This is a genomic window from Salinicola lusitanus, from assembly GCF_038648475.1.
Taxonomy (GTDB): Bacteria; Pseudomonadota; Gammaproteobacteria; order Pseudomonadales; family Halomonadaceae; genus Salinicola; species Salinicola lusitanus.
On sequence record NZ_CP151919.1, the window covers coordinates 331,861 to 346,911 of the forward strand.

Annotated in this window: 9 protein-coding genes and 1 tRNA gene; 4 read left to right on the forward strand and 6 right to left on the reverse strand. The window is 66.2% G+C overall.

The genetic code is table 11. The features are described 5' to 3' along the window. Nucleotides 1-263: 263 nt before the first annotated feature. Together AAGT95_RS01460 and AAGT95_RS01465 are read left to right on the forward strand one after the other, a co-directional pair. A complete protein-coding gene (locus tag AAGT95_RS01460) occupies nucleotides 264-938 on the forward strand; it encodes an SOS response-associated peptidase (RefSeq protein ID WP_110597866.1) in 675 nt (224 codons plus the stop codon). An 83-nt stretch (nucleotides 939-1,021) separates the two neighbouring features. Next, complete coding sequence (locus AAGT95_RS01465; protein WP_342595285.1) at nucleotides 1,022-3,931, forward strand: insulinase family protein; 2,910 nt, start codon at nucleotides 1,022-1,024, stop codon at nucleotides 3,929-3,931. Between the two features lie 147 nt (nucleotides 3,932-4,078). Here AAGT95_RS01465 and AAGT95_RS01470 read toward each other — a convergent pair whose 3' ends face one another. The 5 genes from AAGT95_RS01470 to minC all read right to left on the reverse strand — a co-directional run bounded on the left by AAGT95_RS01470 (nucleotide 4,079) and on the right by minC (nucleotide 10,965). Further along, on the reverse strand, nucleotides 4,079-7,390 hold the full coding sequence (locus tag AAGT95_RS01470) for an autotransporter outer membrane beta-barrel domain-containing protein (protein WP_342595286.1): 3,312 nt from the start codon (nucleotides 7,388-7,390) through the stop codon (nucleotides 4,079-4,081). A 116-nt stretch (nucleotides 7,391-7,506) separates the two neighbouring features. After that, a complete protein-coding gene (sbcB, locus tag AAGT95_RS01475; protein ID WP_342595287.1) occupies nucleotides 7,507-9,000 on the reverse strand; it encodes an exodeoxyribonuclease I in 1,494 nt (497 codons plus the stop codon). A gap of 90 nt (nucleotides 9,001-9,090) precedes the next feature. Further along, a complete protein-coding gene (minE, locus tag AAGT95_RS01480; RefSeq protein WP_110597869.1) occupies nucleotides 9,091-9,360 on the reverse strand; it encodes a cell division topological specificity factor MinE in 270 nt (89 codons plus the stop codon). Beyond that, nucleotides 9,357-10,178 (reverse strand): septum site-determining protein MinD, encoded by an 822-nt coding sequence (gene minD, locus AAGT95_RS01485; protein ID WP_110597870.1) that lies wholly within the window; start codon nucleotides 10,176-10,178, stop codon nucleotides 9,357-9,359. Before minD ends, minE begins: the two co-directional genes overlap by 4 nt. 46 nt (nucleotides 10,179-10,224) lie before the next feature. Beyond that, on the reverse strand, nucleotides 10,225-10,965 hold the full coding sequence (gene minC, locus AAGT95_RS01490) for a septum site-determining protein MinC (RefSeq protein WP_110597871.1): 741 nt from the start codon (nucleotides 10,963-10,965) through the stop codon (nucleotides 10,225-10,227). 245 nt (nucleotides 10,966-11,210) lie between these two features. Between minC and AAGT95_RS01495 the strand changes: the two genes are divergently transcribed. Continuing rightward, the gene (locus tag AAGT95_RS01495) at nucleotides 11,211-13,970 is read left to right on the forward strand and encodes a DUF349 domain-containing protein (RefSeq protein ID WP_342595288.1); all 2,760 of its coding nucleotides are present in this window, start codon (nucleotides 11,211-11,213) and stop codon (nucleotides 13,968-13,970) included. Between the two features lie 28 nt (nucleotides 13,971-13,998). Continuing rightward, nucleotides 13,999-14,075, forward strand: a tRNA-Met gene (locus AAGT95_RS01500). Between the two features lie 126 nt (nucleotides 14,076-14,201). On the opposite strand, the gene AAGT95_RS01505 is transcribed toward AAGT95_RS01500, so the two are convergent. Further along, nucleotides 14,202-15,008, reverse strand: a complete 807-nt coding sequence (locus AAGT95_RS01505) for a DUF3750 domain-containing protein (RefSeq protein WP_342595289.1) — start codon at nucleotides 15,006-15,008, stop codon at nucleotides 14,202-14,204. Between the last annotated feature and the right edge of the window lie 43 nt (nucleotides 15,009-15,051).

Below are 15,051 nucleotides of genomic sequence, written 5' to 3' on the forward strand. Positions count from 1 at the left end.
TCGAATCGCTGCCGATGATTCGGAAGCCGGAAAATATTGTTGTCGACTTAAAATCGAACAGCGTTTCCCAGCATATCGCCATACCGCGTAAACGCAAGCGCCGAGCGGATTAACGTGACGATTTTGTAAGGGTTTTACGCCACGGACGCCTGGGCGAAAAGATCGCCTTCCTCTCTCCTTCCCGGGTGAATAACGCCTTGGCCCGGCGCCAGCGGTGGCATAGGCTGTTGCCCTCGCCATCCGATCGTTCAAGAGGAGACACCATGGCTGGTCGGCTGCATGTCGACGACTGGACTCGTCATCCGGCAAGTCCCGCTTTTCGCGGTATCGACCCGCCAGTCTTCGGCCCCAACCTGGCGCCGCGCCGCTGGCTGTCGATTCTGCGCCAGGAGGCGGGGACCACCGTGCTGCGCGACGCGTTCTGGGGGCTCACTCCCACATGGCTGAAAGTGCTGGATCAGGCGCCTCACTGCGCCCGTGCCGAATCGCTCGACGAGCGACCGATGTTCCGCGAAGCCCTGGCCGAGCGCCGGTGCCTGCTCCCGGTGACCGGCATTTATGTCTGGCAGAGCGGGCTGCGCGGCAAACAGCCCTTCCTGGTGACCCATGTCGACCGGTCGCCACTGCTGCTGGCCGGCATCTGGAGCCGCCATGCGCCGGACGCCGGCACGGCACGCGACTCCTTCGCCCTGATCACGGTCCCCACCACGGAAGTCATCGCCCCCATGAGCGATCGCCTGCCCATGGTCATCGACCCCCGACAGACCGAGACCTGGCTCTCGCCGGGTACGTCGCCAGCGTCGATCCGCGAGCTCATCGGTCCGGCCGACAAGGAACTGTTGGGCGCGTTTCCGGTATCAAAACAGGTGAACGACCCCGCGCATCAGGAGTGGGCCTGCGGCTATCCCATCGGCCCCATGCGCGTCTGGACCCCATGAACGCTTCGCCGCGGCAGGTATCGATCCATCACTTCAAGACCCCGGTTTGCACTTCCCCCCTGGTCATCAGCGAGAGAGTTCGTATGCAGGAACCCCGTTTCCACTCCACGCGCCATCACTCGGCGTCCACCGGCATCACGTCGCCGCAACGCATCCTGCGGGGCACCTGGCACCTGGCCGGCTGCCTGGCGATGGCACTGGTACTCGGATTGCTGGCAAGTCCCGGTACGGCGACCGCCGCTCCCGATCCCGAACCGGCCGACCATGCCGCGCTCGTTCAGGGCCCTATCATCCAGAGCCCGAATGACCATCGCCAGTATCGCGCCATCACCCTGGACAACGGCCTGCAGGCCTTACTGATCAGCGATCCCGAGGCCGACAAGGCCGCGGCGGCCATGGACGTCTCGGTGGGCAGCAACAGTGACCCGGCCGACATGCCCGGGCTGGCGCACTTCCTCGAACACATGCTGTTCCTGGGCACCGAAGGCTACCCGGATCCGGACGGCTACCAGCGCTTCATCTCCCAGAACGGGGGTTCCCACAACGCCTTCACCGCCGACCAGGACACCAACTTCTACTTCGACGTGGATCCGGGCGCCTTTCCCGAAGCACTCGATCGATTCTCGCAGTTCTTCATCTCCCCGCAGTTCAACCCCGACTATGTCGACCGCGAACGCCACGCGGTGAATTCCGAATACCAAGCCAGGCGCGACGATGACGCCCGCCGCATCAACGAGGCGCTGGGCAAGGCGCTCAACCCCGAGCATCCGCTCAATCACTTCTCGGTCGGCAGTCTGGAGACGCTCAACAGCGACCACAGACCACTGCGCCAGGCGCTGCTCGATTTCTACCAGCGCCATTACGACGCCAATGTCATGCATCTGACCGTGCTCTCCCCCGAGCCGCTGGATGCCATGGAGAAGCAGGTCCGCCAACGTTTCGCCGCGATACCCGATCGCGGCCTGCAAAAGCCGGTGGTCGATCAGCCATTGGCGAGGGCCGGTGACCTGCCGGCGTCGATTCGCATCAAGAGCAACGAGGCGCGTCGCCAGCTGGAATTCCTCTTCCCCATCGACGACCCCACCCTCGAATACGCCGACAAGCCGGACGACTATCTCGCCAACCTGCTCGGACACGAGGGTGAGGGCAGCCTTCTGGCAGCCCTGCGCAAGGCGGGGTGGGCCGACGGCCTGTCCGCCGGTACCCGCGCGGGTGACGGCCGCCACGCGCTGTTCGACGTCTCGATCAGCCTGACCCCGGAGGGCGAACGCCATCTCGACGAGATCCAGGCCAGCCTGTTCGATCAGATCCGGCGCATCCGCGACCACGGCGTCGAGGCATGGCGCTACCGGGAACAGGCCAAGCTGGCAGAGCAGAGTTTCCGCTTCCAGCAGCGCAGCGAGCCGATCGATACCGTCAGAGGCATGGCGATGAGCCTGGCCCACTATCCGCTTCAGGACGTGCAGTACGCGCCCTACCGCATGGACCGATTCGACCCGGAAGCCATCGACGACATCCTCGGGCGCCTGACACCCGACAACCTGCTGCGAGTCTACAGCGGCCCGGACGTGACGGGTGACGAGACCACCCGCTACTTCTCGACGCCCTATACCCTGACGCGACGCGATGACTGGCCCGCAGGCGCTTCCCTCGACGGCCTGGGGCTGCCAGACGCCAACCCGTACATCGCCGAGGATCTGAGCGTTCAGCCGTTCGAGAGCGCCGAGCCCGCCCGCCTGGTCGACTCACCCAGCGTCGAGATCTGGCATCAGGCCGACAGCGACTTCGGTGCACCGCGAGTCGAATGGCGCTTCAGCCTGCAGAATCCGGATGCGTCCCGGGACGCCCGGCACGCGGTGCTGACCCGGCTGCTCGCCGGTTGGCTGAACGACGGCCTCAACGAGCGTTTCTACCCGGCATCACTGGCCGGACAGGAGTTCGCCGCCTACGCCCACGGTCGCGGTATCACGCTGGCCTTCTCCGGCTGGCGCGATCATCAGGACCGCCTGATGAGGACCGTTGTCGAGCAGTTGCGCCAGGGCGAGATCACCGACGCCAGTGTCGAGCGGGTCAAGCAGGGCTTGAAGCGCAACTGGGAAAACGCGCCCCAGGACGCGCTCTACCAGCAACTGCAGCGCACGCTGGGCGAGGCGCTGATGCGCCCGCAGATCAGCACCACGAACATGCTGGCAGCGATCGACGGCATCGATGCCCAGGACGTGCGCGACTACCGCCAGCAGTTCCTCGACAGGCTCTACCTCCAGGCCATGGCGGTGGGCAACCTCGATGCCCCTCTCGCCAAGCGTGAGGGGCTGCTGGTTGCCAATGCGCTGGCGCCCGAACTCCGCGCCAGTGCCATCCCGCCGTTGACAGTGCTCGACGTTCCCGCGAACGCCCCGGTACTGCACCCGTCAACGGCTCGCGGCGACTCGGCGGTGCTGCGCTACCTGCAAGGCCCCGACCTCTCGCTGCAAGACCAGGCCAGCCTGGCCGTGATCGGACAACTGATCGGACCGCCCTTCTTCGCCAAGCTGCGCACCGACGAGCAGCTCGGCTACATCGTCAGCGCCGGTTACGCGCCGTTCATGAACGCGCCGGGCCTGATGATGCTGGTTCAGTCCCCCAGCGTCTCCAGCACGACGATCGACCAGCGGATGGATGCCTTCCTCGCCGCTTTCGATCAGCGCATCGCCGCACTGGGTGACGACGATCTGGCGCCCTATCGCCAGGCCGTGCGTCAGCAACTCCTGCAACGTGACCCGTCGCTCTCGGCACGAGCCGACCGTCTGTGGCAGACGCTGGCCTATCCGCAGGCCGACTTCGACCGGCGCCAGCGACTGGCCGCCACGGTCGACGAGTTGACCGCAGCGGATATCCGCAGCGCCTGGCAGACACTGCGCCGGAGCCCGGTGCTCGATGTCACCGCAGATCCCGGTGACCAGCCCAGCGACGTGGATGCGTTGACCAAAGGTTTCGTCCCGCTGTCGCGCTGAGCGGCGTCTCAGCGAGCGGCACCCGGGCAGGATTCGACCCGCTCGGGAACGCCCATCCACGCGAAACCCCAGCCATCTGGCTGGGGTTTCGTCGTTACGCAGGCTTGGCGCGATCGGCGGTGCGCAGCCAGTGATGGCAGAGTGCGTCTAGAAACGTATCGTCAGATTGGCATCGACGCTCTGATCCCGGGCGTCACTGGCCAGTCTGCCCGTGTAGTCCACCCCCACCGAGGTTGCCGGCGAGAGCGCCATGTCGATCCCGGTGGCGAGCGTGATCGCATCCTCGCCCACCGGTATGCCGTCGACCGCAAAGGTCTCTCCGCCGCGGAAGGCCTGCTCCGCCGTTGGCGTGCGCTGGCCAAAAGCGTGCTGCCACCCTGCCGCCGCCTGCCAGACGGCGCTGGCGCCGCCGATCTCGAATGGTGTCGTCGTGCGCAGCCCGAGGGTCGAGTAGGTCACCTCCGCGTCTCCATCCTCGCCATCCAGGCCCGCCGCGCCGCGCTCCTGATAGCCGTCGCTGTGGAGATCGACATAGGCGAGCCCGGCGTAAGGTTCCAGCCGAGTCCGACCCGCCGTCAGGGCGATACCGACCTCACCGAAGAGCTGTGCGGTGCGCGCCTCGTAGGAAGCCTTGGCCGTCCCGGCGTCCGCGACGTCGATCGCGCGTCGTGTGTCGATATCGTGCCAGGCGTGCGCCGCGCCCAGGCGCAGCCCCACGGGCCCGAAGGAGCGGCCGGCGTAGGCGGCCAGGGTGTAGCTGTCGATCTCGGAGGAGGAGTCGCGCCGGTCGACGTCGTAGTCCGAGCGGCCATAGCCACCGGCCACACCGAGCTGCCACGCCGTCTCTTCGCTGGCGCCGACTACCCTGTCGATACCTACGAAAAGCCCGCGTGTCGAGCGCTCCAGCCCAGTGGCATTGCCATCGCCGTCACTCCTGCCCCAGCCGCCGAACCCTTGCAGCCACATCCCCGGGCGCTGATCGGGCAGTTTACCCAGCGCCGATGCGGCGCCCGTACTGGTGTGGTGAGGTGCCGACCCGGCACGCCGCAAGCGCCCGAACACGGCCTCGCGCACGAACCGGCTCTCCTCGATCAGTCCGGAACGCGTGCTGGCATGAATCTCGCCGGACAGCGCGTCGTAATCTTGGCGAAGGGTCGCGATATCGGTGGTGGCGATAACCGCGTCATAGATACCATTGCCCGCGCCCAGGCTCTCGATCCCGGCCGCGCTCGCCCGCTGATTGTCGGTCGCGGCAAGATCGGCGAAGCGGGTGTCGTTGCGAGCGACGTCGAGCACCACGGCATTGGCCTGGTAATCCAGGTCGAGATCGAAGAACGGCGAGTAGGACTCGGGCGCGTCGTAGGCGCCGGTGACGCCCCCCGCCGCGCTGATCAGGGTATAGCGGGAAGGCGCATAAGCGGCATCCGACAGCGGCGTCACCGCAAGCTCGCCAGCCAGCGACGCCGTGCCGGAAACATGGATTCGATCACCGCGCCCGGCCCCCTCGATCTCCGCCCGATAGGTGGAACCTGCCGTCTGCCGGTAGTCACCGACCACGTTCAATTGGCCGACGGAGTTGCCGGGCGAGATCGTGCCCTTCACCGTCACGCTCCCCAAAGTGCCGTTGCCTCCGAGCAGGCCGTCGGCCGCCACCGCAAGCGGGCCATCCAGGGTACCGTCGAGATCGAGGCGACTGCCGCCGGTGATGTCGATCCCATCCGCGTAGCGCTGCGTGCCGGTGAGCCGCCAGTCACCCTTGACCGAGAGCAGTTCGACATTGACGCCACCGGCAAACACACCTTCCCCGTCGAGCAGGATCGTATCGACGCCATCACCACCGTCGATGCGACCGTCGAACGTCGCCCCACTCTGGACGACCAGGGTGTCGTCGCCGCCCCCCAGATCCAGCGCCAGGCCGTTACCCCCGGCGATCCGCCCCGAGTTGACGACGGTATCGTCATAGTCGCCAACCAGCGAAATACCGTAGCCGTCGATACCCTCGATGGTGCCGCGGTTGATGATCGTGGTCTCGCCGTAGGCACCACCGCTGCTGCCATCGTCGATCAGAATGCCGTTGTCGGCGCCGCGGATCAGCGCACTCTCGCTGGCATTGACGATGGTGCCGCCGCCCATGGCGATCCCTTCGCTCTGATTGGGGGTATCGCCCGGCTTCTGGCCCTTGGCGCCGGTTCCCCGAATCGTGCCGCGGTTGGTGATATGGCCGATAAAGTCGATATCCACGCCGTCGCCATCGCCCAGCTCGGAGTCGCTGTCGATGTCGCCGCTGATCAAGCCCGCGTTGACGACCGTCCCATTGCCGTCGGAGCCGACACCCGAGCCGTTGCGCCCCCGGATCGTCGCGCCCGCCGCGTTGTAGACGGTCACCTCCACATCGGTGGTGATGCCGTGGCGCGCGCCGGATATCGTGCCGCCGGCCAGGTTGTGGATCGTCGCGGCATGGTCTTGCAGATCGACCCCGTCGTTGGAGGCATCGGGCTCGCTGCTGTTGGCGACGATGGTACCGGCGTTGTTGACCGTCGCCCCTGCTCCGGGGCGCAGGGCATCGGCGTCTTCGGCGCGGATTTCGCCGCCGGCGTAGTTGTTGATCGTGACCCTGGCCTGACCGGCTTCGATGTGATCGAAATCGATCGCCTGGCCACCGTCGTCGCCGGTGCCGGAGGAGAGAATCAGGCCGTAGTTGTCGACCGTGACCACCGCGTCGCCTCGCGAGCCGCCATCGCTGTCGATCCGCACGGCGTCGTCGGTGGATTCGATGACCCCGGTACGTTCGTTGCGCAGATGAAACTCGGCAAGATGGGCGACATCGCCGACGTGGATTCCGCGACTGGCGGAGGCGGTCGATAGAATCCGGCCGGCATTATCGATGGTGATTTTGCCGGCGCCTGGGCGAATCGCATCGTTGTCGTCGGCCTCGATCACACCGCTTTCAGCATTGCTGATCGTGACGACAGCCGTCGGTGATTCGATCGAGGCGAAATCCAGGACCTGACCGCCGGCCGAATGCAGCGTGCCGGCGTTATCGACGATGATCTCGCCATCGCTTAAATCAGTATCGACCCTGAAGACGTCGTTACCGGTGTCGATGATCGCGCCGGCGGCGTTGTATAGCGTCAGCGAGCGCTCGCTGTCATCCCCATCGGTGTCGATGCCCCGTTTCCGGCTGAGAATCGAGCCGGCGTTGTCGATGGTCACGCCGGCAGCGGGCGACGCCCCGTGCCACTCGATCGCCGTATCCCTGTCGGTGTCGAGCACGGCCCCGGCCTCGACGTTCACCCTATCCGTGCCGGTCACACTGCGAGGTGTCGCTTCGGTATGACCGCTGGCGATGGTGTAGACGTCGGCCATGCTCGCCCCGGAGACCAGCGCCGAAAGCGTCGCCGCCGACAACGACACCGCCCTCAGCGCCGCGCCGCGACGCCGTCCGATCTCGCTTCCCATGAAGTTCCCCTGATCCAGACTTGTTGGTTGTGATCAAGGGAATGCAGGCTAGGCAGCGAGTGTGACAGGGCGATGACGCGCGACGGCTGCGCGCCGACTGTCAGGCAGGGGAGATCTCAGTAGGCGTCGAAGGCCTGCTCCGGCATGATCGATTCGACGTACATCACCAGCTCCTCCAGCACCTGGCGTTCGCGATCCCCCAGCGGGGTCTGGTTGAGCCGTTCGATCTCGCGGGCGAACTCCTTGAGGGTGAAGGCGCCGCTCTGCGGATCGTTCATGCGCGACCAGCGGAACGCATCCCACTGCGCCTTCTCCTCGCTCTCCAGCGTCTCGGGATAGCTGCGCGCGCGCATGCGGAACAGCATCTCCTCCAGCCGCGGATCCTGGAAGGCGAAGCCGGTCTGCCCCAGCTCATCCGGCGGCGTGGCGTGGACCCGCTCCATCGCCTGGCGGTCATGCGGCGAGAAGAAGCCGCCGGAATAGAGCATCAGATCGGGGTCCTGCGGTGGATCGGCGGGAGGCTCGGCGAAGGCCATCGCCGCCTTGCGGGAGGACTCCGGATTCTGCACCAGCGCCTGCCAGTGGCGCTCGCACAGCGGCCGGTCGAGCCCCAGCCGCTGGGTCACGGTCTCGTCGGCCGTGGCGATCGGCAACAGCACCGGGCTGCGGTTGAGGTGCACCACCTTCAACGGAATCCGCGTGTCGCCTTCGGCCAGCTCGCTGTCGCTGACGAAGATGCGCGCGCGAATCTCCTCGGGCGTCAGCGAGAACAGCGGTGCCGGATCGACCGCGAGGTCATAGACGATGATCCCGTTGGGGTTCGAAGGGTGCGCTGCCAGCGGCACCACCAGCGCGCTACAGCCGCGACTGGCGGGATAGCGCCGCGAGATGTGAAGCATCGGCTTGCGCGCCTCGACATCGAGCAGCCCGGCCACCCGGCGCTTCTGACGCAACGACAGCAGGTAGTCGAAGAACTTGGGGTTCTGCGTCCGCAGCAGCCGCGCCAGGCCGATGGTGGCCCGCACGTCCGCCAAGGCGTCGTGCGCCCCCTCGTGCGCGATGCCGTTGGCGGCGGTCAGATGCTCGAGCTTGAAGCTGGGTGCGCCATCCTCGCGCTTGGGCCACTCGATACCCTCCGGGCGCACGGCATAGAACGCGCGCACCGCGTCGATCAGATCCCAGCGCGAGTTGCCGTTCTGCCACTCCCGGGCATAGGGGTCGAAGAGGTTGCGGTAGAACAGATGACGACTCACCTCGTCGTCGAAACGCAAACTGTTGTAACCCAGCGAGCAGGTGCCGGGCACGCTCATCTCGGCCTGGATACGGGCGGCGAATTCCACTTCGGGAAGACCGCGACGCATGGCGGCCTGGGGGGTGATGCCGGTGATCAGGCAAGCCTGGGGCGTGGGCAGGTCATCGTCGGCCGGGCGCGCGTAGAGCGTCAGCGGCTCGCCGATTTCGTTGAACTCGGCATCGGTGCGAATGGCCGCGAACTGCGAAGCCCGGTGCCGACGAGGATCGGCGCCGAAGGTCTCGTAGTCGTGCCAAAGGAAGGTGGGTTCTGCCTGAGGCTGGGCTTTGCTGTTACGGACCGCTCCGCTGTTGGCCATTCCGCTCTCCGGCTGCGCAAAAGGCCAAGCCTAGCACAGCCGGTGGTGCGACTCATGCACCGCCAACCAGCGGCTGATGCATCGTCGGACCTAGCCTTTGACGGTCTCGCCCTCGTTGGGCAGCGTGACGTTGAGTTCGAGCACCGAGCAGTCGTTGTCGCTGTCGAGACTGATATTGATGGCGTCCTGGTCGACCTTGACGTAGCGCCGGATCACCTCGAGCAGCTCCTGCTCGAGCATCGGCATGTAATCGGGTTGTCCCCGATGCCCACGCTGGTGCGCAACGATGATCTGCAGCCGCTCCTTGGCGACGGATGCGGATTTCTTGCGTTCGCCCTTGAGAAAATCGAGTAGCCTCACCGGCGGCCTCCTCCTCCGAACATGCGTGCGATCAGCCCGCGTTTCTGCACCGACTGGAAACGAAGCGGCACGTCTTCACCCATCAGGCGGGATACGGTGTCAGCGTATGCCTGACCGGCGTCGCTCTTGTCGTCGTGAATGACCGGCACCCCCTGGTTGGAGGCGCGCAGCACCGCTTCCGACTCCGGGATCAGGCCGACCAGGTCGATCGCCAGGATCTCGCGGATGTCTTCCAGGTTGAGCATGTCGCCGTCATCGACCCGGTTGGGGTTGTAGCGCGTGACCAGCAGGTGCTCCTTGATCGGGTCCCGGTTCTGCTCGGCACGACGCGACTTGGAGGAGAGCAGCCCGAGAATGCGATCGGAGTCGCGTACCGAGGAGACTTCCGGGTTGGTCACCACCACTGCTTCGTCGGCAAAGTAGAGCGCCAGCTGGGCGCCCCGCTCGATGCCAGCGGGCGAGTCGCAGATGATGTAGTCGAACTCCTCGGAGAGGTCCATCAACACCTTCTCGACGCCCTCGAGCGTCAGCGCATCCTTGTCTCGCGTCTGGGAGGCGGGAAGAATATGCAGGTTCTCCGAGCGCTTGTCGCGAATCATGGCCTGCTTGAGTCCGGCCTCGCCCTGGATGACGTTGACCAGGTCGTAAACGACACGACGCTCGCAGCCCATGATCAGGTCCAGATTTCTCAGACCGACGTCGAAGTCGATGACCACGGTCTTGTTGCCGCGCAGGGCCAGGCCCGTGGCAATGGCTGCCGCGCTGGTCGTTTTACCGACGCCACCTTTACCGGATGTTACAACGATGATCTTGGCCAAGATGAACTTCCTGTTGCCCGATAACTATTGATCGTTCCCGCGCCAATCAGGTCAGCGCCGAGATCCTTAACTGGTCTTCCTTGAGTTGCACCTGCACCGAGCACCCCAGCATCTTTGGATCGATATCCTCGAGGCGCTTGTAGGTACCCGCCACGGAGAGCAGTTCGGCATGCAGATCATGGCAGAAGATACCGGCTTCGCGATCACCGTGGATACCGGCCAGGGCCCGCCCCCGCAGCGACCCGTAGACATGCACGCTGCCCGCGGCCAGCACCTCGGCGCCGGGATTGACGGCGCCGATCACGACCAGATCGCCTTCCGAGGCGGAGATCTGCTGACCGGAACGCACCGTCCCGCGATGGATGCGCCCTCCCGCCTGCACGGTCGCCTCCGGCGGCGGCACTGGCAGTTCCGCCTCGACCGCGGCTTCCACGGGTCGGGTGTCGACGGCTCGCGGGCGGCTCTCCTGCGGCGGAAACCAGCCCAGCCCCAGCGCCCAGGCCGACTGCTTGATCGGGTCGGAACCACCACGCACCGCTACCGGCAGCAGCTTGTGCGCGCGGCACACGGCGCAGATTCGCTCGAGAGCGAGATGGGGTTCGTCGAGCTGCTCGACGCCCAACACCACTGGAGTATGCTGGAAAAAGGCCGGTGCCTGACTGACCTTGCCGGCCAGTTGCGCGCGAATGCGCTCCGGATCGCCGCTGGCCAGTTCCATGACTGTCATCGGCAACATGCCGCCTTTAAACGTAAAGGCAGTGTCTGCCCGATCCCTGTTGAGACTCATGACCGAACTCCGCAGCGGGGGAAATGGCGTTTACAGGCCCTAAGCTAAGCGAGGGCGAACGCCGCTGCAACCGATCATAAGGCTCCTCAGACCTTTTGTCAGGTGTCGCCACCCACCGACGCCACCGGCGAAACGGGCTTTTACCACCGGCCGTCAGATGGTTAGATAGACAGTTGCCGTCGATTCCGCGAAATTGCGTGATCGACCTCTGCCAGCCCGTCGTTTTTCAGGATGCCACACCGGCCATGCCAGGACTTTTTCAACGCCTGTTCTCTCCCCGTTGGCGACACAAGGATCCCGCCGTCCGAGCCCAAGCCGCGTCGCAGCTGAGCCCGGATGAGCTCGACACACTCCGCCGGCTCGCGCTGGACGAATCGGCCCACGTCCGCCAGGCGGCGCTGGCTCGGGTGCAGGATCTCGACTCGCTGTTCCAGTGGCATGGCCAGTCGCCCAGCGAGGAGTCTTTCCAGCGTCTCGTCGATCTTCTTGGCGGCCGGGTCTCGCCCAGCCCGGACCTCAACACCCGCCTGGCGAAGGTCGAAGCGCTGCAGGATCTCGCGCTGGTCGATGCGCTGATCAGCCATGGCGACAACCTGACCCTGCGCTTGTCCGCCCTGGCCCGTATCGACGACGAGGACCGCCTGATTCACCACGCCTGTGAAAACGGCATCACGGCGGTGCGTCATGCCGCGGCGGAACGCGTCACCTCCCCCGAGGGACTGGCGCTACTGAGCAAGCAGGCTCGTCGAGACAAGCAGGTCGCCCGCCTGGCCCGCGAGCGGCTGGCGAGTCTGCGCGCCGATGCCGAGCAGCAGAGCCGGGAAGAGGCCGAGCGCGAAAAGTTGCTGGAGACGTTGGAAGCCCAAGCCCACCGTCCCTGGGAGCCGATGTTCGAGGCGCGCCTGAAACACTGGATCAAGGGCTGGGAGACGCTGACGGGCAACGCCGACGACACCCAGCGCGCGAGGTTCGATGCCGCCGTGACACGCTGCCGCCAGCGAGTCGCCGAACACGAGCATCAGCACCGCGAGATCGAACGCGTCAAGCGCGAGAAGTCCGAGGCGCAGACGACCCGCGAAGGCATTCTCGACGCCCTCGACCAGGCGTTGAAGATTGCCCTGGAGGCAGAACGCCTGACTCCCGAGGTGCTGCAAGCCTTGCAGGGTAAATGGCATCTGCAGGAGGAGCGCTGGCAGAGCATCTCGGACCACTACGGCGTCAGCGAGGCGTTCCAGCAACGCTATCTGGCCCTCGATCATCGCGCGCAGTCGATCTGGCAGGCCTGGGAGCGACTTCAAGCCGAAGCGCCCGCCCTGCGCGCGGGCCTGAAGGGCGAACAACCGCTATCGCCGATCCTCGACCGGTTGGCGTGGCCTGACGAACTGCCGCCGACCGAACTGGTGCTCGACGCCCAGCGCCAGGTGGCAGCCGACCAGCGCGGCGCGGACGCGGAGAACGCCGCCAAGGATGAAAGCCGCTGGCCGGATGAGGAGGTCGAGGCCCAACTCGAGGCGCTGACGCAGGAGCTCGATCAGGGCCGTTATCGGCCGGCCTCGCAGTTGCATCGCCATATCCGCCAGTATCTGGAAACCAGCGGCCAGAGACTGACGCCAGCTCATGACCAGCGATACAAGCAGCAGACCGCCCGTCTTGCCGAGTTGAGGGACTGGCGGGGATTCGCCGCTGCGCCGAAGCGCGAGGCCCTGCTGGCCGCCATAGAAGCGCTGGCCGAGGCGCGGGAACGCTCCGATGGGGAGCGCCATCGCCACCATCAGCAACTGATTCGGGAATGGCGCCAACTCGGCGACGCCGCCGCGACCCGCGAACTGGCCCAGCGCTTCCGCGCCGCCTCCGATGCCCTCCACGAGCAACTGGCGGACTGGGAAGCCGAGCTCGAATCGCGGGAACAGGATAACCTCGCCGCCCGGGAGGCCCTGTGCGAGCAGCTGGAGGCCTTGCTGGCCAATCCCTCCGCCGATGCCGACCCGGATGGACTGCGCAAGGTCCGCGATGCCGCCCAGGAGCAGTGGGACCATCACTGGCCGGTGCCGCGGCGCCAGGCCGCCTCGACCGGCCGCCGCTACGCGCGCCTGCGCCGCCAGTTGCAGTCGCTGATCGATGAACGCGCCGGCGACGTCGCCGGACACAAGCGCGACCTGGTCGAGCAGGCAAGGCGGCTGGCGGAAGATTCGGCCCCGGCCAGCCAGCGCGCCGAGCAGGCCAAGTCGCTGCAACAGCGCTGGCGGGAGCTTGGCCGCGCCCCCAAGGGCATCGAGCAGACGCTGTGGCGCCAGTTCCGGAGTCATTGCGACGACATTTTCGCGGCCCGCGACGCCGCCCGCGGCGAGCAGCAGTCGCGTCAGCAGCAGCGCTTCGACGATATGCAGGCGCTGATCGATCGCGTGGACGCCTGGCAGCCGAACTCCGCCGGAGAGCGTGATGTACTGGATGCGGCCCTGGCGGAAGCGCAACGGCTGGCACCGCTGCCCCGAAGCCGGCGCAGCGAGGGCATGGAAAAGCGCTGGCAGGGCATCGTCCATGCCCGCGAGATCACGCTGGACCGTCTCGCACTGGTGGAAGAAGCGAAGCAGTGGCCGGACTACCGCCACTGGATGCGTCAATCGCTCCAGGGCGAACTCGACACCCGCCAGCTCGCCGGGGATCTGCGCCAGGCCATCGAGGGCCGGAACGAGCTGCAGTCACCGGCCCAGGCCGAGGAGACCCTGCAACGCTGCCTGGTCCAACTGGCGCTGCTGGCGGGGGACGCCATCCCCGAGGCCCTGGAGCCACTGCGCCTCGAGGTGCAGGTCGCGCGTCTCAACGATGCCCTCGGCCGCCCGCCGACCCCCCCCGAGGAACTCCGGCAGACCCTGCTGCGCCTGATGGCGACGGCGCCGTTGACGATGGAGATCTGGGAGCGCTATGAGCCCGCTTTCGATGGGGTGATGGCGCATCTGGGACAAAATGGTCGCCATCATGATGCAAAGGCCATTGACAGCGTCTAATCCATACGTATAATACGCCACACATTGATGCGGGGTGGAGCAGTCTGGTAGCTCGTCGGGCTCATAACCCGAAGGTCATCGGTTCAAATCCGGTCCCCGCTACCAAATTATTTAACCGGTGCCTTCCCCAGGCGCCGGTTTTTTTTGCCTCGACTTTCGCCCTACCCAGCGCCAGACAACGCCGTCCCCTCTTCGCTCAGGCCTGCTCACCGAACGAGCCCCCTCCCGTGATCATGGGATGTCCTGATCGACGCTCTCCTCTCCCGAACTCCCCGTCGGCTGGGCCATGCCGACACGGCCGATACCGGGCAGCTTCAGCGCCGGCGACTGACCGTCGAATCCGACCGTCAGCCCCAGCACGTTGAGCTCGAAGCCCTCGTCCCGGGCCAGCATCAGCCCGAACAGCCCGCCCAGCGAGAACTGATAGCCAGTGTGGGTGGGTGTCTGCGCCACGATCCGGCCCGGCAGATAGTCCTTGCCGATGGCGTTGGGCGGAAAGTCCACGGAGAGTTCCGGGACCTGTCTCACGACCCAGGCGATGAACGTATTGCTGTTGGGGCCCGGCCAGATCCGATAGCGATCGGATTCCGGATAGGCGGGCACGACCTCCTCGATCCCATCGATCGCTCGCGCCGCCCTCTCGCCCCGTAGCTCGGCGAGCAGCGTCGGCGGGTTGCCGTACCAGCGGCGGTCCGGCGGCGCATAGCCGGACTCCACCGTGGGCCGGCGCCAGCTCATCACCTGATAGACGCGATAGCGTTCGGCACCCTCGGCCTTGGTCGCGATCCAGGTGTGCACGCCGAAGGCGCCCCGCCATTCGAAGGCGCGCGCCGCGTAGACCTGGACCACCGCCTCGCGGACCTCGCCCGGATCGGGAGCCAATCCACTGGACGAACGATCGGCATCGTGCCAGCTGGCGTGCAGCGGCACCTGCTGGGAGGCGAGCATGTAGGCCGGCCCCGACAGCAGGGCCACGATCAGGACGATCAGTACCGTCACGCTTGCCAGAACGCGCTTGAGTGGACGGGGAAGAGGCATCGAGGAGGCAGGTTCCGAAGCTTAAGTCGATCGCTGGGGTTGA